Here is a 25,513-nt window from a genome sequence, read left to right on the forward strand (position 1 = left end):
AGATAAGCGCAATAATGCCGAGCAAGAAGATTTTAAAGCAGTTTACGAGCGAAATCTAAATCTTCTGGATTGTTAATTCCGTAAGCTTCCTTAGGATCGATAGATAAAGAATTCACTTTTTTTCCGTCTTTAATGGCCAGCTCAATGATATCGGTTAAATAAAATTCATGCTGATTATTATCATCGGTGATCTGAGCAAGCTTATCCCAAATCCATACTGAGTTGAACATATAAGTTCCGGTGTTAACTTCTGTAATGAGCCTTTCTTGATCGGTGCTGTCTTTAAATTCACGTATCTTGTTTACTTCGCCAGCCGCGTTGCGAATAATTCTTCCCCAACTAGAGAAATATTTGTTGCCACCTTCGAAATTTTCGAGTTTAACAGTGACCATAGAGACAACAGAGCGGTTTTGATGGTGAGAATCAATTAATTTCTGTAACGACTCTTTGGTGGTAAAAGGCATGTCACCATTTAGCACTATAAAATTCTCCGCCACTATTTGATCTTTGGCAGAAAGTACCGCGTGGCCGGTTCCTTTTTGATCAAACTGAGTGACATAAATATATTCATCACCAAGAGCATCCATTACCATCTCTTTTTTAAAGCCAACCACTATTACCGGCTTGGTGTCCTGAGGCAGGCCTTTGATCTCATTCAATAGATGTAAAATAATAGGCTCTCCGATATTCAAGGGCAATAAAACTTTAGGAATTTCTCCGCCCATACGGGTGCCTTTGCCTGCGGCAAGAATTACAATTTGCTGTGACATATAGTTATAAAAAATGCTTAAGTAAGGCTTAAGCTAAGGCAATTATATCAATTTCGAGACAATAAAAAAAGCCTAGGAACTAGGCTGTTGAATTAAGCTTTAGAAAGGCAAAAAGCTAAAAGACTTTGTCGGATTTCAGCTTATGCAATCTCTCGTTGCTCACACTGCTTGCGAAAAGGCCATAAGCTGCCATCCAGAATCCACGGCTTCATGCCCATGATCTCCTGTTTGTAGGTGAGTTGCGGTGCCACCTCGCGGAGAATGAATATGCCTTTCTTAAGATAGAAGGCTAACCCGATCTCTATAAGAGTATTGCCGCCTACATAGCCTTCAAGGCCGTGCTTCTCCTCGTTAACAACCAGAATATTGTCACACCATTCGATCTTCTCAAAGTGGTCCCTAACCGCACCTTCTTTAAGATTCCAAATTTCGTGACCTGCTGGGAAAGCGTCTATGCTGCCATTGTTTCGGATGTACTCGCCAAAGTATAGCTTCCTGCCGCCGCCGTAACTTTCCGGCACTTCTAACGCCAGTTCAGGAATCTTAACTTCGTGACCAAAGCCAATTAATTCTTTCTGGATCCTCTCCATTTCGCTGTATGCGGACATGCTGCCGCACAAAGTCATTCTCATAATTCCTCCTACGGTTTCTATTTTGCAGCAATTGCGATAGCTAGAATGACATGAAAGATTCCCCAAACGATGTAAATAGAGTGCCACCCGAAGTCCCTGAAACTCCGATGAAGCCTGTGACCTCTCAACACGCCTGTAAAAATGAAAAACGCGCCGATAATAATCTGAGTGTAAGGGCTCCAATACCATTCCATACCACCATCCTCCTCTGCAACTGTTGTTTTCTTAATATATCAAATTCCCGCACCCTTGCAAACCGTCATAGCTAAACAAAAAACCCGCCTTTAGGGCGAGTTTATTGTTAAAGGGCAGCTACCTACTTTTGCACTGGCATGCACCAGACTATCATCGGCACGAGCGCGTTTTACTGCTGAGTTCGGGATGGGATCAGGTAGGACCGCACTGTAAATGCCACCCGGCTGGCAATTCCTGCTATTACGGCAAGCCGTAAAAGAGAAACTACCAGCTAGAAGGCATTTAACCTTTTAACTTTGAAAACTAAATAGTGGTAACGAGTTTTGCCGGTTTTAAACCAGCACCATACTCTATTGCAAGACACTCAAACATTAACCGCGATTTGCTATTACAAATTGCTTGTCAATGATTCGTATAATCCCTTTCTAAAAAGAAAGAAATAGATTAGAACTTTCGGTTGATTAGTATTGCTCGGCTCAATTTATTACTAAACTTACACCTGCAACCTATAAAATCGCCACTTTTTAATCCAGGCAAGCCCTTCATAAAAAATATTGATTGAAATACGCAGTAGTCTTCTGCGAACCTTTCGTATCCCGAAGGATACAACGAAACCTAGTCTTATGGACAGCTTCGCGCTTATATGCTTTCAGCGCTTATCTAAACTATACCTAGCTACCCCGCCATGCTCCTGAAGGAACAACGGGTACACCAGAGGTATATGCATCTCGGTCCTCTCGTACTAGAGACGCGCCCACTCAAGTTTCGTACACCCACAGCAGATAAGGACCAAACTGTCTCACGACGTTTTGAACCCAGCTCGCGTACCACTTTAATTGGCGAACAGCCAAACCCTTGGGAGCTTCTTCACCCCCAGGACGTGATGAGCCGACATCGTACCTGAATCCATACTTTCATATGGTGCAGACTATATCTTCATCTTATCAACGACGTTAGGCTGGTAGGCCATAGTCTGTTTGTTTATGTTGCTAAGCAACATGATAAGAGTCGGCGTGTTACCTTGCGCTACTCATTATGTAGCCGACAAAGTCTCCTCTTTCGAGTCAGTCGTTACGGGGTCAACGCTAATACTAGCGCGACTTCCCACGGTATCGCCGTGTAATACTTTTCTAACATACCACAGTATTACTTACGGGTTCACCGTTATAAGCCGATTTTATTTTCTTTCTATTATATCTAGAATAGTTTTACCTATTCTAAGACGGACGAAAGACCACAGTATGAGATCGCTCTCATAGCACCCCGATTAAGTTAAGGTGCCAAACCTTCTCGTCTATGTGGACTATTGGAGAAGATCAGCCTGTTATCCCTAGAGTAACTTTTATCCGTTGGGCTTTGCGTCTTCCACTCGAACGCATCGGATCACTAACTTCTGGTTTCCCACCTGCGCGAGTCGCCACTCTTGCAGTCAAGCAGGCTTATGCGTTTGCACTACCAGCGCGATTTCCATCCGCGCCTAGCCTACCTTAATAAACGCCTCCGTTACCATTTAGGAGGCAACCGCCCCAGTTAAACTACCCACGAGCCACTGTCCTTGATCAGGTTAGAATCAAGTTAGAATCAACATTCACACAGGGTGGTATTTCACTATTGCCTCCATTGTCGCTAGCGCGACAACTTCAAAGGCTCCCACCTATACTAAACAGTGTAAACACTGATTCAATAACACGCTATAGTTAAGCTTCATAGGGTCTTTCCGTCTTGCTGCGGGTAGACGGCATCTTTACCGCCATTGTAAGTTCATCGGAGTGTTCGTTAAGACAGTCCTCTACTCGTTATGCCATTCGTGCGGGTCGTAACTTACACGACAAGGAATTTCGCTACCATAGGACGGTTATAGTTACCGCCGGCGTTCATCAGGGCTTGGGCTCCGAGGTTGCCCCAGGAGCTTTGACCTTCTGACACTGGCCAGGCATCAGCCCGTATACATCAGCTTGCGCTTTAGCACGGACCTAAGTTTTTGATAAACAGTCGGGAGAGGTCATTCGCTGCGGCCTGTTTAACATGCTGGGTAAATGGGCGGAGACTAAAGTTTTTCGTAACCTTGACCTAGCTTGGCACCAAGCGTTTAGTTTACGATTATTTTAGACTCCGCAGCTCGTCGGAAGGAGGGTTCCGTACGACGAACAAGAAATGGAATGGGAAGACAACCGCTAGATAGCAGTTATATTCACCTAGAAATTAGGTGAGCAAAGCCTCTTAACAACTGAGCCGGGCGGCGTCATTGTTTTACTGCAGCTTAGAAGCTTTGCTCACCACGGCCTACCGGCACTCGCTTCACCCCCTTGAAAGTATGAGGCGGTGCTATTCTTACCTACCGGAAGAATTCCAGAATTGGCAGTATGGCCGAAACAAAAGTGGGACACACGAGAGGGATTGAACCCCTGACCTCTGCCGTATCAAGGCAGCGCTCTACCCAAGTCGTAATAACTAGGATCTACCCGGGTAGATGCCTAATCTTCGTACACTGAGCTACGTGCGTCATTAACTTTTATATTTTTCTTTTTTCCATTTACCCAGCATGCAAACAGGCAAGGTATATACCGAAGGTACACCTGCTGTATTGCCGAGTTCCTTAACGAACATTGATCCGGACGCCTTAGGATTCTCTCCTCATCCACCTGTGTCGGTTTGCGGTACGGACAGTTACACGCGTAACCACGACGCTTTTCTTGGCACCTTGGTTCACCCAAATTGCTCTTGCGAGCTTTCTCCATATCTTCGAGATTACACCAAGCTAAAGTCCCGGAGGACTTAAGCCCAGTTTGAAATTCCGGATTTGCCTAGAATTTCTCCCTACGGATACAGCGACGTACATAGTCAGAGTACGCTCAGGCTACCATGATGCGTCCCGTCTTGGATAACGCATAACTGGTCAGGGAATATCAACCCTGTTTTCCATCGGATGCACCCCTTGGGGCGCACTCTTAGGATCGACTAACCCTGGGACGACGATCGTTGCCCAGGAAACCTTGGATATTCGGCGAAGGGGATTCTCACCCCTATATATATTACTTATTCCAACATTCTCACTTGTGCACAGTCCACGAGCCCTTACGGGTCTCGCTTCTGCCCAGTACACAACGCTCCTCTACCGCTATACAAAAATAAATTTATGCATAACCCGCGTCTTCGGCACCTAGCTTAGCCCCTATATATTGTCGGCGCAGGATCGCTTGACCAGTGAGCTGTTACGCTTTCTTTAAAGGATGGCTGCTTCTAAGCCAACCTCCTGGTTGTATGAGCAATCCCACATCCTTTGCACTATAGCTAGGATTTGGGGGCCTTAGACGGCGGTGTGGATTCTTCTCCATTCGACCAATGGACCTTAGAGCCCATGGTCTAACTGCCACGTTATTTATTCATCAGAATTCGGAGTTTGGTTCGAATCCGACAGTTTCCCACCGGAGTCCGATTCAGTGCTCTACCTCTGTGAGGAACACGTGACGCTAACCCTAAAGTTATTTCGAGGAGAACCAGCTATCACCCGGTTCGATTAGAATTTCTCTTCGACCCACAGCTCATCCCCTGTTTTTGCAGCAACAGTGGGTTCGGACCTCCCGTTGCTTTTACACAACGTTCATCCTGGCCATGGGTAGCTCACTCGGGTTTCGGGTCTAGCGCGTGCGACATTAAAGAGTATATTCAGCGTCCAGTCGAAACTGAAAACTGAATATATCTTTATACGGACTATTAATCCTCGCTTTCACTACAACTTCGTGTTTGTTAACACTTAGTTAAGCCACACACAACTAACTCGTTGGATCATTCTTCAATAGGCACGCCGTTAACCTGCGCTGCGGGCAAGCCCGAGCGTTAGGTCTTCGACTCCTTGTAAGTATATGGTTTCAGAGACTATTTCATTCCCCTTCCGGGGTGCTTTTCACCTTTCCCTCACGGTACTCGTTCACTATCGGTCACTATGAGTATTTAGCCTTACGTATTAGTCTACGCTAATTCAGTCCAGATTTCTCGTGTCTGGACTTACTCAAGAAAAAGATCAGGAATTGTATGATGTTTCACTATACGGGACTGTCACCCTCTTTGGTCCGCCTTTCCAGGCGTGTTCTGCTACATAGCACACTAATGTTCCTCTGCGGAATTACTGTTCCGCAACGTCAATTCTTATAACGCCTATACTGCAACGCCAGTAAGCTTTAAATTTAATCTCGCTAGTAAACTAGTTTGAAAAAATAACACAGTAAAGGTTTGGGCTAATAGATAATTTATTCACCAGACACCAGCATAGGTGTACGATGAATAAATTTCTATATATCTCCGCGTTCGCTCGCCACTACTAACGGAATCGACAAGTGCTTGCGCACTCTTTCTTTATTTTCCTCATGCTACTGAGATGTTTCACTTCGCATGGTTCCCGCTCATTTATACCCCACGGTATAAAGGCATGCATTCTTCAAATGCATAGGTTTCCCTATTCAGAAATCTCCGGATCAAAGGTTATTGCCACCTCCCCGAAGCGTATCGCCGGCTATCGCGTCTTTCATCGGCTCATAGTACCAAGGCATCCACCATATACCCTTCTCTGTTTTAATCTACAAGATTATACAGAATTATTTTTGGCTTGCGCCAAAAGTTTTGACAAGCAATTCGTAAAAACAAATTACTCGTCGGATACAATGTTTGATAATTGGTTCAGTACAACATCTATTCGCTGTACTTAATTTATTATTCTCACTCTGCGAGCTTTTCAGCCCGCTTATGATTTTACTTACAATATTGTTCTGTTGGTTGAAGACAGAACAAATTACCACTATTTAGTTTTCAAAGTACATGACTGATTTCGGCTTGCTCTATATTATAGAGCGAACTGGTGACTCGAACGACAACTTTCCAGTTGAAGATTGAACGAGGCACAGAAATATTTCCAGTCAGATAACTACTGCTCTGCTAACTAAGTTAGCATCCGGTAACATCTCGCCTGATTCCCTAAGAATTAATGGAAGGGCTACATACCTGAGAGCAGTAAATACCTGATTAGAAAATTGTGTTTGAAAGAACGGGTGGAGAAACAAATTTTGGCGACAAAAAAACCGCAAATCGCGGTGTAAGCTAGGCGTTAAAAAGCGCTAGTTACATAAACCGCGGAGAGTTAAGAGTTAATGTAGTCTTTAACATATTTTGTCGTGTTTCTTTAAGAAATAAATCTTATAGGCATATTAATATATAGAGGATGCCTTGTCAAGGGTTTTTCATGGAAATTTTGAAGAAAAACGGTCATTTATCTGCCCAAGAAAATGTCACCCCAAAACCCAGCCAAAATAAACCGGATCCTAGAAATTCAACATGTGACAAGACTTGGAAAATTTTGGCAAGAGGGTCTTATAATTTCATTGAATCAGTTTCAAAAGCTGGTTCGTCCAAGGTATCTCTGGGACCACAATCCAGCTTTTTGGAGAATGCAGCTTTTTCAAGTAAAATTATTGATCAGGTGTCGGGACTCTCTCGAAAAAGCAGCCACGAAACTCGTATTTTATTTTTACACGCTAAAAAAAACCCCCCAAACTTTTTTTAATAAATATTTGAAAGTCCGGTCCCTTCAAAAAAAAAAAAAACCCCAACCCCCTCATTTTTTTATATTGAACCCCGCCCCCCCCAAAAAAAACTCTCGCGGTCTTACCACCCAAAGACTTGATCTTCGCTTTTGCTTCGTCGCGACTCAGAGTTTCCAAAGTTCCTGTAATGACAAAAGTCTTACCGGTGAATTTACCAGCCTGCTTTTTAGCCGGATTGATTATAGACACGCCGTTGTTGAACAACTTGGCTATAAACTTTTGGTTCTCTTTATGTTTAAAAAATTCTGCCACACTGCGCGACACCACCGGTCCAATATTTTCCACATTATTAATCTGATCTTCTGATGCAGCCATTAACTTTTCTAGAGATCCGAAATGATCTGCTAAGTCCTCGCTAGTTTGTTCGCCCACATTATTAATTCCTAAAGCATAAATAAATCTGGCTAAAGGAATTTTTCTATGCTCATTAATAGAGGCGATAATATTTTCGGCGCTCTTCTCGCCGAAACGTTCGAGCGTATTAATATCGCCGACTTCAAGAGCAAATAAATCGGCGGCGTCAGAGATTAAACCTTCGTCCTTAAACCGAGTAATGATCTTGGGGCCAATAGTATAGATCTCAAATGCATTTACAAAATGCTCCATGGCCCGCTGGTTTTTAGCCGGACAGCTTGGATTGGTACAGTAGTAAGCTGCAGATACCTTACTTGTACTGCCAGATTTTGCAACGCCGCCGATCATCTGCTTTTCTACTTTCCCCCCGCAGACCGGGCACTGCTTTGGCATTGCAAAAGCCTTTTCTTTTCCGGTTCGCAGTTTCGGCAATGCTTCTACTACGGCCGGAATAACGTCGCCGGCCTTTTCTATGACCACTGTATCGCCAATCTTCACTCCCAAGCGTGCCACCTGATCCATGTTATGCAAAGTAGCCTTGCTTATGGTAGAACCCGCTACTATAGTGGGCTTAAATACTGCAAAAGGAGTCAGCACCCCTGTGCGGCCAACATTCACTTTAATGTCCAGAACCTGAGTAGTAGCCTTTTCTGCAGGATACTTGAATGCAACCATATAACGTGGTGCCTTGCCAACCACACCCAAAACCGGATGAAGCCCTAAATCATCAACGGAGATAACCACGCCATCGGTACCATAATTAAACCTCTCTCGCTTTTTGCCTACTTCCTCTATAAATTCTTGAATATCCGAAAACTTATTAGCCACCAATTCATGACTGTCCACTTTAAATCCAAATTCCCTTAACAGGTCATGCTCTTCATTATGCCTGTGCAACTGCTTCTGCCAAGATTCATCAATCTGAGCGATATCCCAGGCAAAAAAATCCAAACGGCGCTCAGCTGCCAGGCGCGAATCCAGTTGGCGCATGCTCCCTGCCGCACTGTTGCGGGTATTAGCCAATAAAGGCCTGCTTGCTTTTGCATACATCTTATTAAGCTCAACAAAAGCCTTGCGGGACATGACAACTTCTCCACGAACTTCCACAGCTTCGGCTGGTAATCTTCCGAATTTAATGATTAATGTTTTTCGGCATGCGGAGCTTTAAGGGAATGGCTCGAATCGTACGTGCATTAAGAGTCACATCCTCGCCTATAAACCCGTCGCCGCGGGTTGCAGCACGGATCAATACACCATCTTCATAAATTAAAGAGATAGCCAAGCCGTCCAGCTTAAGTTCGCAAAAATACTGCAGATCTTTTGCGTCGGCGCTCCGGCCGGCATCTGTTAAAATCTTAACCACTCGCTGCTGCCATTGCTTTAGCTCTTCTAAACTAAACACATCAGTCAAAGATAGCATGCGCACCGCATGCTTAACTTTGACAAACTTATCCAGCGGCCTGCCGGCGACGCGGTTAGTCGGAGAATTTTGATCTCTAAGTTCTGGAAATTGATCTTCTATCTCTCTCAGCTCGCGAGACAAAGAATCATATACATCATCGCTCACTCGAGGGTCGTCCAAAACATGATATCGATAGCGCATGTCTTCGATCTGCTCTTGAAGTTTCTGAATTCTCTTTTTTGCCTCGATTAAAGTCAATTGTTTACTCATATTACTTATATTATACCGGAAAAATGCCCGCGATGGGGATAAGTAGCCCATCAAATTTTGATCAATTTGTGATAAAATAAATTTACTGACATGAACCCAAACCGAAACAAAATCAAACTTTCTCCCAGACTCCGCTGGGGCGTAGGACGCCAGGGATTAAACGTTAATTTCTTCAAAATTGGCGGAGGAATTTTCCTCGCCCTAAGCTCAATTCTCGTAATCCGCGCCGGTTACCTACTCCTATCCGGCGATGACGCCCCTCTAGAACAGCCGCAAGTACTAGGCGCGATAGACAACTCTGGCCAAGAAGCGGCATTTACCGAATATAAAGTAAAATCCGGAGATACATTGTTCACTATCAGTAAGGACCACGGAGTACAATGGACTGCCCTAGCCACTCTAAACAACCTAGAGGCGCCCTTCCCTCTGCGGGTCGGCCAGACTCTAAAAATTCCAAAGCAATAAGTCAAAAACTAAAGACCCGTCATATGCGGGTCTTTTTAAATTCCATTCAAGATTTGAGAATAATGAATTCGGCGGGTAACTAGGGCACAGGAATATATACGGTATAGGTTCTGGTTAATCCCAAATAATTCGCCACGACCTTCAATACTTTTTTTCCTATAAACGGTAGGCCCTTTGCGGTAGCCCCATCGGCAGCATAAGAAGTGATATTCAATTGAACGTTATTCACCGGATCCGTATTCTGAACGATCAGCTCATACTGATAATCGGGGAAAAAAGTGGAAATAGACATCGGCGGTCCTTCTGATAGATTACCATAATCGGTAGTAGTTTCTCCGGCTTCGGGGTCTTTAGGTATGCCGCGCAAGCTAATGCGAAGTTGACCTGTATTGCCTACCGCAACCCGCTGCAACCGGATTAATCCATACTGCAAGCTATAGTCATTTAACGAGTATAAAGGAAATACTTGTGTCTCCCCGGCAAAAATAGTTGTCAGTTTAGGAGTTTCGTCAAAATCCAAAGGCTGAGGATCACCGTCTTTTTCTGTGGGAAGCTCTAGTCTCACGTTGCCTATCAAGCATATCCCGTTTCTGGAGGGGAAGCAGGAAGGCACATCCATTAGCGTAACGTTATCACCGTCACTACGCTCGTTAACATAGCGTTTGTACTGAAACAAGGCCTCTTCGGTTACGCCCAAAGTCGCATACAAGTTAGGTTCGCTGCGAACCAGGTCGCGGGAAGCCCGAAGTTCTATAAAGACGATAGTCGCCAAGCTGAACACGATAGCAGTTATAGCTGCCAACACAAGCACCGCCATCATTAGCGATACCCCTTCTTGCTTATGGTTCTTATAGAGGTGGAATGTCATATGCATCGGTAGAGATTGTGCTCTGATAATTAATAACTGACTCGTCGCGCAAGCCTTCGTATACCCTGAAAGCTGGCTAAAGATCGTTACCATTGGCTGGACGCCTTTATTATTACTTAAAGGATCTGTTGTTGGCCTAACAATAAATCTAAAAGTATCCGGATTAATCGTTAAAGTTCTGAGGATTAATTGACTCTTCCGTTGACGTGGAAGAAGTATCTCTGCGGAGCATCAGCTCTTTCGTGTCAGTTTTAAAGTAGAAGCATAGCCTGTCTCCCGTATAGGTGATAATAGCCAAAGACTGGTTGGCATTATTAGCATAATTACTCGCTGCACAATTGCCGCTTCCATTGTAATCCACACGCCCATTGCGGATTTCCCTAGACAATACCTCTGTAAAGTTGCGGGCCGCTTGCGAAACCTGACGCTTTGCCTGCACCTCACGATTGATGCGCAGAACATAATTGAAGAGCACCAATACGGCGGAGATAACCATGGCAAAAATCCCGGTAGCAACAATAATTTCTACTAAGGTGAATCCAAACTGCTTTTTATGAATTAAACGTTGAGACATGCTAATAATTCTTCCAGTTAGTTAGATAGGTTTCTAAAGTAATCAAACAAGAATTACTCGTAGGAACATCAGCAGATGCCGGACATCGCTTGTCTGTCCACCAAACATCCACCCGCACTCTTACCCTCGGCCCGGTTGATTGGTCAAAAGGAGGAAAATCCTCTGTAGTCAAAGTGATTTTACGGCTGAATCCAGAATCACCGGTACTATCTGCGCTTGGCTTAAAAAAACCGGTCGCGAGATTGCTAGTATCATAGTCCAGGCCATAGCCGCTATTGGTTTGAGTAAGTTCCCAGTAAGAGTGTTCATTGTTGCTGTTAGCATTAAAACCCAGTCTATAAGTTCTAGAAATAGCACCACCCGGGAAAATGCTGTAACCCCCGCCAGCCCCATTTAGCCACCCCTGATAGCAATTGCCGGCATCGGTCTGGGTGTAAAAATCAAAACAATTAGTGCTAAGACTGGTTCTTAGCCAGTTGGTATCTCGCATGTTTTTTACAGCCTCCATGCCTTCACGGGCCAATCCCGTAGCCTGAAGCTGTTTAGAGATGCCGCTAGTGGCATTTAAGCCATATACAGCCAGTCCAACAGCCGCAGAAATTCCCATGGTCAAAACTAAAGCCGCGACCATGGTCTCGATTAAGGTTTGTCCACGCTGATTTGTTTTTAAATTTTCATCGACTAACATTCGTATAGCACTTATAACTTGAAGCTAACAACGTCCGAACAGTCTCCACCAGAATTCTATAAAACCCGCCTTCAGTACATTCCGGAGGAAGTGGTGGATCTACTGTCTCATCGCCGCCGCCGGTAACATCGCCGGTCCCATCTCTACCTCCACCACCGTATTGACCGCCACCACTCCCATCACCGTTTCCATCGCCGTCGCCAGGATTATCGATTGCTGGACCACCTAAAAAGTTTGGTCCTGGTTCTGCTTGCTCAACTTTTCCACTCAAGCCATGCACCTTTAAAACCTTGGAACTGCCGTCCTGAGAATGAGACAATGTTAAATCCATGCTGTAGTTCGCCCAGGGAGCTAGTTCTGGGAAATTTTGAGCAACTGCCGAAATGCTGGAATCGCAAATACTTGAACCGTACAAATATGTTTTTCCAAAAACAACACCAGAAATAACAAAGGCACACTTATAATCTGTCTCAACACCGGACGAATCTCTGAGCGTTATATCGCCCGCAGTAACACCTGACGGTAGGTTTATCGTTTCAACATCATAGTAAGAAAAAGATGTGCTAGCAATCGCGTGGACAGTATAAGAAGACGCACCGCCTTCGAAGCGGGTCAGATAATACTTTGGAGCTTCGCCGGTCGGCAAGTTACGGGAAGAAACGGCGTAAGCTTGCACCTTACGAAGGTTAGTAATAGTTTCATTCTGGGCAATTGCTAAAGTCCGGCGAGGCTTTTGCTGGTTCCAAATTACAATGCCGGCGCTAGTTAACAGCACCATAATCACAAATACCACCATCAATTCGATGACGGTAAAACCTTTTTGTCGGTTTGTCTTTTGATTTCTCATAGTTTTGAGCTTTTCTTAAGTATAACACAATTAAACTAGGCCAATTAAGCCAAAGTACCAGTTAGCCAACTGCAAACCAAACACTATAGTGATCAGGGCAGCTACCGATAAAAAGGTACCAAACGGAATTTTGCTTGTGAGCTCTTTCTTTCCGGCAATAAGCAGCGGCAAAGATACTGCACTGCCTAACAAAAAAGCAATAAAATAACATACCCATATCTGCGGAAACCCAAACATCGCCCCCAAAAACAAGCCCAGCTTGGCATCACCCAAGCCCATCCATTTACCCTTGGAAATTTTATGTAAAATATAGAAAGGAACAAAACCGGCAATCATGCCAAGAAGGCTGTTTAAGAGATACAACCCTTGCCCATCCAGCGACATGCCGGAATACCATCCAAAAAACGCAACCATCACCAGCAGTACCGCCGTCGCTGGATATACTACCTTGTTTAAAATTAAATAATGTTCTAGGTCGATAATAAAAACGATTAACAGCACGGAAAAAATAAACCAATACCTCACAATGAGTACGCTGTCGATTAGCCAGTTATAAGCAATAGGCGACACCAGAATTACCGCCAGAACAAATAAAGCCCCGGTAATAAGCTCGATTAAAGGATATCGCAAAGAAACCTTCTTCTTGCAATAACGGCACTTGCCGCCAGAAACTAGATAGCTAAACACAGGAACCAAATCTTGCCATCCCAGAACATGCTTACAATGTGGGCACTGGGAACGGCCGGTAATTTTCTGATCCCGCGGCAATCGCCATATGAGAACATTTAAGAAGCTGCCGATAAACCAACCAAATAAAAAAACCGCCAGTAAAATAAGAGGATGTGTTTCCATTATTTTACTGGAGCTTTAATGATGTTTACGCCTTCCTTAAAACCGCTGACTCCTTTAGTGAGACAAAGTCGCAATTCATAGTCGTTTCTAAAATTATTGGAGTACTGAAACGTCGCAGGGCATTGCTCAGAAGGATATTGCTTAGGAGGAAAGCCGCTCACGTATTGGCGCATAAGATTATCGTCTTTAAACTCGTCTGTTGCCGGGTAGCGATTTTGGTCCTGATAAAAATATTCCAATGCTTGTTTTATGGCGTTAGCGTCTTTAACTGCCTGCCGGCTTTGGCCAGCGTGCTGACCCGCGCGGTAAGCCCACCATAATAGCAATACTGCCAGCGCTATAAAAATGACCCCTGCGGAATACTTAAGTATTTTCAACTTATTCATGCATATATTATAACATTTATACCCAGGTTTAGGTTATCTCAAAACCAAAAATACGCCCGTAAAGCCTGTGCCTCTTTTTCTTTACCGACCTTGAAGACTGAGAATATGAAAGATTGTCCTAAGGATAATTTCTAGATCAAACCACAGGCTGCGATGCTTGATATAATAAAAATCATATTGCAATTTAAGCCTAGTTCCCTCTACAGAATTGGCATACACATGCAGCTGGCTCCAGCCGGTAAGACCAGGCTTAACAATATGGCGTTCGTTGTAATAAGGGATCTGCTCAACAAGACTTTCTACGATCGCCGTCTGCTCTGGCCGCGGACCCACAAGGCTCATGTTGCCTAAGAAGATGTTCCAAAATTGAGGCAGTTCATCCACGCGAAGCCTGCGCAAAAACTTGCCCACTCGAGTGATGCGCTTATCTTGTTCTTGAGTCCAGATATCTGTTGGACTGCCGGAGGTCATGGTTCGAAGTTTGAAAACGTTAAAAGGCTTTCCGCCTTGTCCGATCCGTTGCTGAACGAAAAATACCGGCCCGGTAGAATCTAATTTGATTATTACGAACAAGAAAGGCAGCAATATAGCCAACAGCAGACTTCCTAGTGCACCAACTACTAAATCTAACACCCGCTTAATGGCATCGCTCAAGCGCCGTGGAGCATAATTGACCGAGCGTAAAAACCATATCTCGCTTACCTTTTCTAAAGGAACCATGCGCTGAGTAAGTTCTATAAATTTGTGGTATTCCAAAAATTCCACACCTTGCCGCTTATGCTCAAATAAGCTGCGCAATTCGGAATCGTTTAAGGAAAAATCAACAGGTAAAATTACTGTTGCTCTATTCAAGTGAATATCTAAAGAATCCAAATCATACCTACCAGCAAACCGCCAGCCCAAAGTCCGGTGCACATCTAAATACTGTTCTATACCAACATGCAAGTTTTGCTCATACACCAACGGATGCAAATACAAATGCTTTTTCCAAATCCTCGGAAGGATATTCTGGATCAAACTATACCATAAAGCCAAGCCCAGGGTGGTGATTAGCAAATGAACCACTAAGAAGCGTCTTGGTGTTAGAATTAATTCCGGCTGAAAGTAAAAATAAGCCACAGCTATTATACCGCAAGTAAGCATCGCGCCCAGCAAGCGTGAAATAACCAGCAAGGTAGAACGGAAGGTAGCAAGGTCAAATAAGGTATATATGAATAACACCACCAGCCATATCGCATAGATCACCGAAAAATGCACTAAGTGGTCTTGCCACCCCTGTTGCGGCAAACCGCCTGGATACCAAATCATAATAGTCAACACCAAGCCCGCATAAAAGAACAGCAATGCTGGCGCTATTAGTAACCAAAATCTATTCATGGTCAATAATTGTTAACTCGATCAATTTCTTGAGGTTTTCCCTGAATCTGCCATAGCTGTACTCTCCGGTCACTCTGGCCAAAGCTGCCTGCCCATACCTGTGACGCAACTCAGGATCATCTGTTAATCTCATTATCGCTTGACGCAAAGCAGATTCATCAGCCGGCCTAACCGTTAGACCTGTGTACTCGTGCAGACTAACTGTAGGAACAGCGGTCGGAAGATTAGTATTAATTACCGGCAGGCCGTGCGACATAGCCTCCAGCTGAACCAACCCAAAGGCTTCGGATTTAGCAATCGACGGCAGTACAAATATATCGCTATCGGCGTAAAGCGCGGACAAATCAGCAACCGGTGGGATAATTCTTACATTAACTAACTCTAAATCTTTGATTAAATCCTTTAGCTGTTTTCTCAATGGCCCTTGGCCAACTATGGCAAGCTCTGCATCCACGCCAGCCATGGCTTTAATCAAATATTCATAGCCTTTATAGTATACCAACCTGCCAACGGACAAAATCTGGACAATCTGATTAGCGGAGTTACCCGAACCTTTCTCATTCACTTTTTTAGCAGGCAACTGTCCACCCAAAAATGGAATAACTATAAGCTTACTCCTACAATTATTTAGTAAATTAGAATTCTCAGCAATTGCTTCATGAGATACAATCACCCGTAAAGCTTTTTGCAGAACCATTTTTAGTAGCGGCCTAATAAACATAGCCATGGCTTTTTGCCTAACAATATCGGAATGATACCAAACCACCATAGGTTTGTTTTGGGCGTAGAGCCAGTAAGCAAAGAAGCCGAATGGAAAGGGGTGGTGCAAAATGATCAGATCATAATTGCCTGCTATCTCCTTAAATTTTTTTAGAAAGCTCCACGACAGCGGCATGCCAAAAGCCACCCCTGCCCTGCTTTGCCTGTAGATTGTATTAGCGCTGCCATTAAAGCCCGAACGCGCTACCTCGACAGAGTCGTGCTTGTCTTCTGCGAAACACAGCACATCGCCTTCAATATTCTCATTGCCAAAAACCTGGTGGATATCTCTGACCACTGTCTCTATCCCACCAATGTGAGGATGAAAATATTTATTTACCTGAAGAATCTTCATTTGGCAAACGTTTGCAATAATATTTGAGCAGCTTGTTCCCAGCTAAAACGGGTTATATTAGATTGCCCTGCCCTGATCAAAGCTGCAGAGGCTTCTGGTTGCAGTACACGGGCAATTGCCTCTTCCAAGTCTTTAATGTCATTTGGATCTACCAAAATAGCGCCCTCGCCTGCTACTTCCGGCATGGAAGTCGTATTGGACGTTATTACCGGAACGGCCAAGCTCTGAGCTTCCAAGATAGGCAGCCCAAAACCTTCATAAAAGGAGGCAAAGTACATCGCCGCAGAGTTGCGAATTAAGCTTACTTTTTCCTGGTTGCTTACAAAACCCAAAAATCTGATTCTTTCTCCCATTTCCAGCTCCGCTAGCAGAGCCTGCAAATTTGCAAAGTCCTGGTTCTGATTACCGGCCAGAGCAAACGCCAGCTCAGATTCGGGATGGGACTTGGCATATTCGGCGTAAGCCTTGGATCATTCCGGCAATGTTCTTGCGCGGATTGAGACTACCCACATAAAACAAATAAGCTTTTGGTTTTAATTTGAATTTTGCCAGCACTGGACTGTCTTCTGACGTGTCCACGTGCGGCAAATGCGGCACAGCCTCTTTGACCACCGCAACTTTATAAGGATCGAACCCATACTGCGAAACCAGTTCCTGCTTGGAGAAATCGGAAACTGTAATAATCCTTTTTACACATTGGGCTGAGCAGGAAACTGAGCTGGATGTAGGCCCGGGAAAGCAAATTTCTAAATTCCTTAAAGCGCTTGTAAGCTGCATCATGAATAGTGTTGACCTTGCTGCATGGTGCCAAAAACTAAAAAACGGCGACGGACTATACAATACATTTACTCTGTGGACCGCCGCATAAAAGGGCATTAAAACTTGCTGGGTAAAAATTACTCCCGCCGAATTTCTAAGCCTATAAAAGTTAACTACCCTCACCCGATCGGACACGGTTTCTGATAGCTTATCCAATTCTAAAAACTGCTGGCTGCCCTTGTATATAATAATTTTATGTCCGCTGCCAATTCTGGCCAAAGCGCCGATAATGTTTTCTGTAAAAACTTCGGTGCCCTGGTAAGTGCGAAAAATGGTTAAGTCTATTCCTATGGTCATAACTGCATGCTAAAAATGCCCGATCAAATTTTCTGTCTTACTTACCCCTTCAAACCATACTTCAAGATCCTCAATCTGGTTCTCATCGCCACTGCTATCCAGTTCGTACAGTTTATAGCCTAACTGTAAAAGCAAAAAAGCTGCTTCCTTGTGGCGGGAGTTGTTCGGACCAGGCCAGACTTCCATGGCCAGTTTAGGCCTAACGGTGCGCAAAATATTCATCCCGCCCCGCAAAGCATCGAGCTCTGCATTTTCTATGTCCAATTTAATAAAAGTCGGCCGCAGGCTGTTTTCGGAGCTAAATTCATCTATAGTTGTGGTTTCCACCGGTACCGATTCCAGCTTGGTTTCTGACTGCGTAATCGACAAGGCCTCTTCTGCGTAGAATGAATTGGAGCCGCGCTTCCCCCCGGCAGTGTAAACATTCAGGTTCCTCTCCCCGGAGCGTTCAACTACGGCCTTAGGCACAACCTGAATATTTGCAAAGGGCTTGGTGTTCTTAAGCAGTATCTTGCGAGTGCTGGGAGTCGGCTCAAATGAATAAATTTTACTCGCGCCCTGTGTAGACGCCTCAACCACTAAGCTGTAAAAACCGTAGTGGGCGCCGATATCAAAAAATACTTCCTGATCCTTTATATTTTTGAGCATCCATTTGGTCAGGTTAGTTTCATTTTCCTCGCCGATGATTCCGCACAGATAATAATCCATAAAATAGCCTTCGGTATAAAAATCCTGACCGGTAAACAAAGTGTTCTTTACCACCCAGCTACTTTGCAGATTTGGCATAAATTTGAACAGAACCTTTGTAACTAATGCCCGCCATGGATAATAGCGCAGCTTTCCTAATACCGAACCCCGGAAAATAGAATGAAGTTCTTTCTCTTTAGACTGAGCTTGTTCAAATTTTGCTAGTAAATTAAAGGTCATTTGGAAAATTGATTTGGTTTAAGTCTGGGGCCTGTTTTATTGAGTCTATCACACCTTTAAGGCGCCGATGAGGATTAATTTTAAATGCCTCAGCCAAAGCATGAAGGGTTCCTTCGCGATCTTGCAAATAGAATTCGGTCTGGGCCAAAAACAGCCAGGTGTTGTAGTTGCCATCATCGAACACTATCGCGCGCCGGGCATATTCGTTGGCCTTTTGAAATTCGCTGGTACGGATCATGTTAATTACTGCGACTCGCAGCGTGGGCTCGTAATTGCCATTGTGCGCAATCATGTTCTGGGTGGCCGCCACAGCCTTTGTGCGATAATTGTCATTATTAACTTTCTGATACATCTGAATATAATAATCAGCAACAGATTGGTAAACCCCCGCCGAGGAAGGATGCTGATCCTGCAACTGCTCTAAGCCGGCTTCGACAAGGTCATGCTTGCCCTGTTCCAGCTGGGCCTTAAGCACAGACAGACGCGCATTCATATTATAAGGGTAAAAAGAAACTGATTTCTTAGCCATAAGCTCTGCGGCGCTATAATCTTTAGCGTTCAGATAAATACCGGATTGCCTTAGCATTAATTCGCTGGCTAGCATGGATCCACCAAAAACGATAAATCCTATTCCGAGCATAATCAAAATAGACTTGAGCCAAAATTTTAAGCCTATACTCCAAACTCCGGAGATATAACTTAAGCCAGTTGCTGTAAGCACCGCGAGCAATATCCAATTAGGGAGAGAAACTGGGGTAAAACTGCCCACCAATAGCCAGATCGCGATAGAAGCCGCGACAGCGCCAGCAGCAGCATCTCTGGCCACAAACCACCTCTTCAAACTCGCCAAGGCGGCCGCTCCAATGATAGCAAGCATAGAAAGCGTCAAAGGCAATCCCGCGCTGGAGGCCTGTTGCAGAATAACGCTATGCGCGTCGTCAAACCACTCAGTGCTGGTCAGAGCCGGATGCTGGCTGGCCCGAAATGCTAAAAAATAATTTCCAAAACCGTGACCAAACAGAGGGTGGGCAGCAATTTCGTTAGCCGCGATTTCCCAAATCAGCCAGCGGCTGCCAATTGATCGGTCGCTAGTGCTAGTTTCTACAGTAGGCACTTCAACCCGTGTTATTTGATAGTAAGTCCAGTAGCTAGCAGCGGACAAAACAAATATTGACCCCACAAAAATGGCCCATTTAAACTTTTTTGAATAGATAAGAATCAGTATCCCGGAGATCATAGCGGCAGCCAGTCCAAGCATGGCGCCGCGGCTGTTAAAAATCATCAGGCTCACCAGGCTGATTGCAAAAATAGCAAAATAGTATATCAACGCGGAGCGGTTCTTAGAATTGGAGAGGAGCCAGACTTGCACCGGGATAGTAACAACAACAAACATGGAAGAAAAATTGGGATTACCCAAAAAGCTAGGGATCGCGCTTCTAACACCTTCATACAATCCTCCGTAGTATCCAAAGCCGAAGCTTTGGATGATTCCCCACAGGCCGATCAAACCGCTCATCAAAACCAACACTTGCAGCATGCCGTATTTTTCTTTAACCGAATAAAAGCCCAGAACGATTATAAAGACCCACCAGGTTAAGAAGAATATTGCGGAATTTATAAACCGCGGATAAGTACCAAAAATGGAATTAATAGGATCCAAAGAAAAAATTGGCCCCAACACTAAAAAGATGAAAAATGGGACTGATAAATACCCCAACCATTTAGGAAGTTTTAAAACTCTTTGCGGCTTGGAAAAAACCAAAATAAAAAGCAGTGTACCCAGACCCGTCAACCAGACAATCAATTTGGGAAGTTCTACCCCTTCCTGAAATGCTCCGACCGTAGCTAGGGAAGTTATGGCTAGCACCAAAACTAAAAACCCGCTGGCCGGATTTTTTAAAATTGGGAATCTCTCAACGATTACTGACATGACTTAATTATACACTGGCCGGGGATACAAAAAAACCAGCCCGAAGGCTGGTTTTAATTTTGTTTCAATCAGCTGAGAATTACTGAATACCGGCTGGTGAAGCAGTGTGAGTACCCCCACCCAAACCACCAGTAGTAGCTCCTACACAGAAAGTGATAGTGTAACCAGTACCGCTACCAACTTGAGTGTAAGTGTAAGCAGTGGTACCACAGGTACCGTCAACTGGGCTCGGCGGAGTTGGAACACCACCTAAGTAACCAGCAGAGACCAATTGGCCTACGCTAGATGGATAGCTGCTCTGGTCGTTGAAATACAATTCCAAAGCGCTAACCATTTGGCGAACATCAGCAACACGCTTAGCATCACGAGATTTAGCACGAGCTGAGTTAAGCGCGAGCAATACTACAGAAGCCAATAAACCAATGATAGCAATAACTACCAAAAGTTCGATTAAGGTAAAACCTTTTTGATTTTGTTTCACTTTATTCACCCCCGTTCTCCTTGGATTAAAGAAGTCACAGCTCCTCCAACTGATCATCTATTATTAAATTTACTTATCTTAATTATACCATATGTTGAGCAACTGCAAGCGCAATTATCAACAAGTTGGATATTGAATGGAAATTAGCCTACTGAGCTAGCCAAGTTATAAATTGGCAGCAACACGCCGGCTACTAACAAACCTACACCTATACCGAGGATTACCATGATAATCGGTTCCAATAAACTGGATAAAGTACTAATCTGAGCGTCAACTTCCTTTTCATAAAAGTTAGCCAGCTTTAAGAGGATAGTATCCAATTCGGCAGTCTGTTCGCCTACGCGCACCATCTGGGTCACCAATGGAGGGAATTCTTCATATTTTACCAAGGCATCGCTAATGCTCTTACCGTTTGTGACCTGGTCAGCTGCCTCTAACATAATCTGCTTGTAGACAACATTGTTAATAACTTCACTGATGATTCTTAACGCTTGAATAATAGGAATGCCTCCAGCCACCAAAGTAGCAAGGTTGCGGGCAAAACGGGCCATATATCTTTTGCAAGAGCTGTCCAATTAATGGAAATTCATTTTTAAGCGTATCCCACATGTATCGGCCAGGGGTTGTAGTTACGTAATACCGGAGCAGTAATACGCCGCCGAATAGCACCAAAAGTACCAGCCACCAGTAGACCTCAAAAAAATCAGTTGCAGCTATTAAACCTCGCGACACCATTGGCAGTTCGGCGCCCTGTTCTTTTAAAACTCCAATCAAACTAGGCAAAACAAATTTGAACATCAACACGCCTACCAAAACCAATGCAGACAATACGAAAGTCGGGTAGGTTAACGCCGATTTAACCTTAGAACGCAGTTCATAATCTTTTTCTAACTGGTCAGCCAGGTAAGACAAGCTCTCGGAAACCTTACCGGACGCTTCGCCGGAACGAACGAGGCTAATATACACATTGCCGAACACTTCCGGATTGCGCGCCATCGCCAAAGAAAGGCTTTGTCCGCTTTCCACATCGGCAATTAAATTGCGGATAACAACCACCAAGCCCTTGCTAGCCACCTGGCTTTCCAAAATACGGAGCGACTGTAAAATCGGTACGCGCGCCGAAGACAATGTAGACAGCTGGCGAGAAAACACCACTAAGTCTTTATAGCTGACCCGGTTTAGAATATTTTGAAATTTAGAAACAATTGTTTCCTTCTGAACATCCAGGCTAATAATAATCAGGCCATTGTTAGCCAATAGCTGTTCTGCTTTTGCAAGGTTGGCAGCAACTACAAACCCGCGCTTTAAATCTCCTTTTTGATCTCTTGCTTGATATACAAATCTCATAATTAACCTAACAAGGACATGAAGTAATCATTATCCAATACAAAATTTTCTGCGACGCTGCGTTCCACCAAGCCTTCTTGGACGAGCTTAGCCAAAGACTTATCCAACGGCACCATCCCCTCTTCGCTGCTGGTATGAATGATGTTTGCTATCTCATAAATCTTGTTGGTTCGGATGGTGTTGCGAACAGCATGGTTTACAACCATAATTTCTGTAGCAGGGATACGGCCGCCGCCGACTTTAGGCAATAAGCGAAGGCTGGCTACGCCCAGAAGAGTGTTGGCCAGCTGCGCTCGGATTTGGCCCTGCTGGTCGCCAGGGAACACATCCACAATACGGTCAATGCTTTGTGCGGCATCGTTGGTGTGCATGGTAGCAAAGATCAAGTGGCCGGTTTCCGCCAAAGTCAAAGTTGCAGCAATAGATTCCAGATCGCGCATTTCACCTACCAGCACTACGTTAATGTCTTCACGCAAAGCAGCTTTTAGAGCGTGCCCAAAAGACGGGGTATCTTCGCCTACTTCACGTTGGGAAATAAATGACTCTTTGTGGGTAAACAAAAATTCCACCGGGTCTTCGATAGTTAAAATATGCTCAGTGCGGGTATTGTTAATATCATTGATCATAGCTGCCAAAGCGGTGGACTTACCATGACCAGTCGGACCCACAACCAAGACCAACCCCTGCTTGTACTGAGTGAAATTCTTAAGGATAGGAGGGAGATTAAGCTCTTCCAAAGTGCGGATATGGGTCGGAATCAAACGAAACGCTGCGTTCCATACCCCTTGCGCTTTGTAAACGTTCACACGAAAACGGGCATTATCTTTGTATGAATAAGAAAAATCCAGATGCATCTGCTCGCCCAAATTCTTCTTTTGGACATCGTTGAGCATGACGCCTACTAAATCCGATACTGCGTCTGCGCTCAGGATTTGGTAATCTTCTAAGCGGTAAATAGCGCTGTCGATACGCAAAATAGGGGGCTCCCCGACTTGCAAATGAAGGTCGGAAGCATTGCGTTCTAGCGTAATAGCTAGTAACTTTTCTAATTCAAGTTCGCTGGCTTTATACATAGTTTGTTTTTATTTCAATAAAATTTGCTCCAGAGCAACCAATAAATCGCGGGGTTGGGATAAATCGCGATTAATGTGCATTCTGGCACCTAGCTTCATAATAGCATCAATTTCCTTTTCTTGCATGGTTTTCGCCATAGTTAACAGTGGAAGTTGAGGATTCTTGGATACGAAACTGGCCAGCACCTGCATCTCGCTGGACAATCGCTCTAAACTAGGGCTAAAGATAACCACATCCACAGGAGAATTGGTTACGTGATCCGCCAGTTGGCTCAAAGATTCGAACCCGGATACGTCCATATTAGCCTGTTTGAGCTTTTGGCTGTAAAAGCTCAGCGACTGGGTATCGCTATCCACTAAGGCTATTACTGTGCCAACCAGGCTATAAAATGGCTGGTTGCGAAGGGAGTATTTTTTGGTAATTATTACGTCCATAAGGCTGGTTTACTCTGTGGTTACGCGCGCGATCTCTTCTAAAGTAGTTTCCCCGCGCAAAACCTTAATGATGCCATCCTGCTTCATGGTGATCATCCCCACCTTTGCCGCAGCTTCATAAATTTTATGGGCAGGCAGCTTGCTAAAAATAGTGGCCTGAAGCTCTGGCAACAAAGGTAGAACTTCAAAAATACCCATGCGGCCCTTGTAGCCGATATTGCCGCATTTATCGCAGCCCACGGCTTCGTAGGCCACTAGCTTATCCATATCTAAGTCTTCTAGGTATTCTTTAGGTACAGATTTCACAGTAGCTTCTATGTCCTTCATCAGCACTGCATTGATCTTTGTTTCCTTCTTGCATTCATTGCAGAGTTTTCTAACCAGACGCTGGGCCATTATCAGGTTAATGGATGCTGAAAGCAAAAATTCTTCGATCCCCATGTTGGTTAGACGAGGAATGGCACCCACTGCATTATTGGTATGCAAAGTAGAAAATACCAAGTGACCGGTTAATGCAGCATGAACGCCAAGCTCGGCGGTTTCTTCATCGCGGATTTCACCAACCATTACAATATTAGGATCCTGACGCAGGATACTGCGCAGCCCGGACGCGAAAGTTAAGCCAATCTCGGGCTTGATTTGGCTCTGGTTAACGCCTTCGATAAAATATTCCACCGGATCTTCCAAAGTCACGATATTTACATCGTTGGTATTGCGAATAGTCAAAATTGAATACAAAGTGGTAGACTTCCCGCTTCCTGTCGGACCAGTGATCAGGAATACGCCGTGGGTCTTTTGGATATTCTCATTAACCCATTTTAAGCCGCGTCCGCGCAGCCCTAACTCTTCCAGAGTCGGCACCTTAGTAGTCTTGTCTAAAATACGCATCACGATCTTTTCGCCATACATAAGAGGCAAAGATGATACGCGCAAGTCTACAGACTTTTTGCCGATGTCAACGTGAAAGCGGCCGTCCTGAGGCAAACGCTGCTCGTCAATTTTTAGGTTGGATAAGATCTTAATGCGAGAAACTATTGCGGCTAAAACATTCTTGGGCAAACGCAAACTGGTGTGGAGAATACCGTCTATGCGATAGCGAACCCGCACATCGTTTTCCGACGGTTCGATATGGATATCCGAAGCGCTGGCGTCAATAGCATTGGATAAGATTACATCCACAATCTTAATAATCGGCTCTTCTTCTGTTACTGCCGCCTGGGCGGAAGCTTCTTCCCGGATCGTGTTGCGATGGTCAGGGATCATCTGGTCGACTGCTTCTTTATGCGCAATATCTTCTAAAGCCTGCCCCACGACTGTTTTTAAGTTCCTCTTAACTCCTGATAGGAAAGATTCTACGCCGCCTTTAGAAGCAACATAGACTCTGATCTGAAAATTATTCTTTTGGCCCAAAAATTCCAAAGCTTCCAGTGCCTGAATGTTGCTAGGGTCGACAATTGCAATCTTAAGATCCCGTCCGGTAAGCTCGTAAGGCACCATTTTGTAAAACAAGCGTGATTCCTCGGGAATCAAATTTATGACATTGTCCGCAACGTTGACATTGCTCAGATCCACATAGGGCAAGTTTAAAAATGCCGCCCGGGCTTTAGCGACATCTTCATCATCTAATATTTTTTCGCTCACTAGCAATTCTGCAACCTGCTCTAAGCTAAGCGCTGCCTCTGATGAGCCAAATTTAGCCGATTTGAGATTGAAGAATTTGTCCTGCTGCTGTTTGGTTAAGAACCCATGATCCAACAGGAATTGTTCAAAAGTTGCCAGCTGCGAACTGGATGTATTCGGTTTTGAAGTAGCCATG

25 protein-coding genes and 2 rRNA genes are annotated in these 25,513 nt (G+C 44.5%); 2 read left to right on the forward strand and 25 right to left on the reverse strand.

The window, feature by feature from the left end; all coding sequences use genetic code 11:
• Window positions 1–32 precede the first annotated feature (32 nt).
• From IPM19_04075 to IPM19_04095, 5 genes are all read right to left on the reverse strand, one after another.
• Window positions 33–770, reverse strand: a complete 738-nt coding sequence (locus IPM19_04075; protein ID QQS22778.1) for an NTP transferase domain-containing protein — start codon at window positions 768–770, stop codon at window positions 33–35.
• A gap of 140 nt (window positions 771–910) precedes the next feature.
• Window positions 911–1,402: a hypothetical protein gene (locus IPM19_04080; protein ID QQS22779.1), complete on the reverse strand. Its 492-nt coding sequence runs from the start codon at window positions 1,400–1,402 to the stop codon at window positions 911–913.
• Window positions 1,403–1,419: 17 nt separating this feature from the next.
• Window positions 1,420–1,596 (reverse strand): hypothetical protein, encoded by a 177-nt coding sequence (locus tag IPM19_04085; protein ID QQS22780.1) that lies wholly within the window; start codon window positions 1,594–1,596, stop codon window positions 1,420–1,422.
• A 109-nt stretch (window positions 1,597–1,705) separates the two neighbouring features.
• Window positions 1,706–1,821 (reverse strand): 5S ribosomal RNA (rrf, locus tag IPM19_04090).
• Window positions 1,822–2,037: 216 nt separating this feature from the next.
• Window positions 2,038–6,172 (reverse strand): 23S ribosomal RNA (locus tag IPM19_04095).
• A gap of 658 nt (window positions 6,173–6,830) precedes the next feature.
• Here IPM19_04095 and IPM19_04100 point away from each other — a divergent pair.
• Complete coding sequence (locus tag IPM19_04100) at window positions 6,831–7,151, forward strand: hypothetical protein (protein ID QQS22781.1); 321 nt, start codon at window positions 6,831–6,833, stop codon at window positions 7,149–7,151.
• On the opposite strand, the gene ligA is transcribed toward IPM19_04100, so the two are convergent.
• Window positions 7,123–8,652, reverse strand: a complete 1,530-nt coding sequence (gene ligA / locus IPM19_04105) for an NAD-dependent DNA ligase LigA (protein QQS22782.1) — start codon at window positions 8,650–8,652, stop codon at window positions 7,123–7,125. The two genes, IPM19_04100 and ligA, sit on opposite strands and share 29 nt — an antisense overlap.
• A gap of 25 nt (window positions 8,653–8,677) precedes the next feature.
• The gene (locus IPM19_04110) at window positions 8,678–9,217 is read right to left on the reverse strand and encodes a hypothetical protein (GenBank protein QQS22783.1); all 540 of its coding nucleotides are present in this window, start codon (window positions 9,215–9,217) and stop codon (window positions 8,678–8,680) included.
• Window positions 9,218–9,307: 90 nt separating this feature from the next.
• Between IPM19_04110 and IPM19_04115 the strand changes: the two genes are divergently transcribed.
• The gene (locus tag IPM19_04115; protein QQS22784.1) at window positions 9,308–9,682 is read left to right on the forward strand and encodes a LysM peptidoglycan-binding domain-containing protein; all 375 of its coding nucleotides are present in this window, start codon (window positions 9,308–9,310) and stop codon (window positions 9,680–9,682) included.
• A gap of 79 nt (window positions 9,683–9,761) precedes the next feature.
• On the opposite strand, the gene IPM19_04120 is transcribed toward IPM19_04115, so the two are convergent.
• The 18 genes from IPM19_04120 to IPM19_04205 all read right to left on the reverse strand — a co-directional run bounded on the left by IPM19_04120 (window position 9,762) and on the right by IPM19_04205 (window position 25,512).
• A complete protein-coding gene (locus IPM19_04120) occupies window positions 9,762–10,550 on the reverse strand; it encodes a hypothetical protein (GenBank protein ID QQS22785.1) in 789 nt (262 codons plus the stop codon).
• 163 nt (window positions 10,551–10,713) lie between these two features.
• Entirely contained in the window at window positions 10,714–11,124 is a 411-nt protein-coding gene (locus IPM19_04125; GenBank protein ID QQS22786.1) for a type II secretion system protein, read from the reverse strand.
• Between the two features lies 1 nt (window position 11,125).
• A complete protein-coding gene (locus IPM19_04130; GenBank protein QQS22787.1) occupies window positions 11,126–11,812 on the reverse strand; it encodes a prepilin-type N-terminal cleavage/methylation domain-containing protein in 687 nt (228 codons plus the stop codon).
• Window positions 11,799–12,659: a prepilin-type N-terminal cleavage/methylation domain-containing protein gene (locus IPM19_04135; GenBank protein QQS22788.1), complete on the reverse strand. Its 861-nt coding sequence runs from the start codon at window positions 12,657–12,659 to the stop codon at window positions 11,799–11,801. Before IPM19_04135 ends, IPM19_04130 begins: the two co-directional genes overlap by 14 nt.
• A 30-nt stretch (window positions 12,660–12,689) precedes the next feature.
• Window positions 12,690–13,511: a prepilin peptidase gene (locus tag IPM19_04140; protein QQS22789.1), complete on the reverse strand. Its 822-nt coding sequence runs from the start codon at window positions 13,509–13,511 to the stop codon at window positions 12,690–12,692.
• On the reverse strand, window positions 13,511–13,897 hold the full coding sequence (locus IPM19_04145) for a hypothetical protein (protein QQS22790.1): 387 nt from the start codon (window positions 13,895–13,897) through the stop codon (window positions 13,511–13,513). The genes IPM19_04140 and IPM19_04145 overlap by 1 nt, the downstream gene beginning before the upstream one ends.
• An 81-nt stretch (window positions 13,898–13,978) precedes the next feature.
• A complete protein-coding gene (locus IPM19_04150; protein ID QQS22791.1) occupies window positions 13,979–15,274 on the reverse strand; it encodes a sugar transferase in 1,296 nt (431 codons plus the stop codon).
• A complete protein-coding gene (locus tag IPM19_04155; protein QQS22792.1) occupies window positions 15,267–16,388 on the reverse strand; it encodes a glycosyltransferase in 1,122 nt (373 codons plus the stop codon). The genes IPM19_04150 and IPM19_04155 overlap by 8 nt, the downstream gene beginning before the upstream one ends.
• Window positions 16,385–16,813 carry a glycosyltransferase gene (locus IPM19_04160; GenBank protein QQS23424.1) on the reverse strand — a complete coding sequence of 143 codons (429 nt, stop codon included), beginning with the start codon at window positions 16,811–16,813 and terminating at the stop codon, window positions 16,385–16,387. Before IPM19_04160 ends, IPM19_04155 begins: the two co-directional genes overlap by 4 nt.
• Before the next feature lies 1 nt (window position 16,814).
• Complete coding sequence (locus tag IPM19_04165; GenBank protein QQS22793.1) at window positions 16,815–17,504, reverse strand: hypothetical protein; 690 nt, start codon at window positions 17,502–17,504, stop codon at window positions 16,815–16,817.
• Between the two features lie 9 nt (window positions 17,505–17,513).
• Window positions 17,514–18,431: an FkbM family methyltransferase gene (locus IPM19_04170; protein QQS22794.1), complete on the reverse strand. Its 918-nt coding sequence runs from the start codon at window positions 18,429–18,431 to the stop codon at window positions 17,514–17,516.
• Entirely contained in the window at window positions 18,421–20,361 is a 1,941-nt protein-coding gene (locus IPM19_04175; GenBank protein ID QQS22795.1) for an O-antigen ligase family protein, read from the reverse strand. Before IPM19_04175 ends, IPM19_04170 begins: the two co-directional genes overlap by 11 nt.
• Window positions 20,362–20,440: 79 nt before the next feature.
• Complete coding sequence (locus tag IPM19_04180; GenBank protein QQS22796.1) at window positions 20,441–20,851, reverse strand: prepilin-type N-terminal cleavage/methylation domain-containing protein; 411 nt, start codon at window positions 20,849–20,851, stop codon at window positions 20,441–20,443.
• A gap of 134 nt (window positions 20,852–20,985) precedes the next feature.
• Window positions 20,986–21,393, reverse strand: coding sequence for a type II secretion system F family protein (locus IPM19_04185; protein QQS22797.1), 408 nt, complete (start codon window positions 21,391–21,393; stop codon window positions 20,986–20,988).
• On the reverse strand, window positions 21,314–22,189 hold the full coding sequence (locus IPM19_04190; protein ID QQS22798.1) for a type II secretion system F family protein: 876 nt from the start codon (window positions 22,187–22,189) through the stop codon (window positions 21,314–21,316). The genes IPM19_04185 and IPM19_04190 overlap by 80 nt, the downstream gene beginning before the upstream one ends.
• Before the next feature lie 2 nt (window positions 22,190–22,191).
• Window positions 22,192–23,262 carry a PilT/PilU family type 4a pilus ATPase gene (locus IPM19_04195; GenBank protein QQS22799.1) on the reverse strand — a complete coding sequence of 357 codons (1,071 nt, stop codon included), beginning with the start codon at window positions 23,260–23,262 and terminating at the stop codon, window positions 22,192–22,194.
• 9 nt (window positions 23,263–23,271) lie between these two features.
• Window positions 23,272–23,697, reverse strand: coding sequence for a hypothetical protein (locus IPM19_04200; protein ID QQS22800.1), 426 nt, complete (start codon window positions 23,695–23,697; stop codon window positions 23,272–23,274).
• A 9-nt stretch (window positions 23,698–23,706) separates the two neighbouring features.
• The gene (locus IPM19_04205) at window positions 23,707–25,512 is read right to left on the reverse strand and encodes a type II/IV secretion system protein (GenBank protein QQS22801.1); all 1,806 of its coding nucleotides are present in this window, start codon (window positions 25,510–25,512) and stop codon (window positions 23,707–23,709) included.
• Window position 25,513: the final 1 nt, after the last annotated feature.

The organism is bacterium (assembly GCA_016699995.1).
Taxonomy (GTDB): domain Bacteria; phylum Patescibacteriota; class Doudnabacteria; order UBA920; family UBA920; genus UBA920.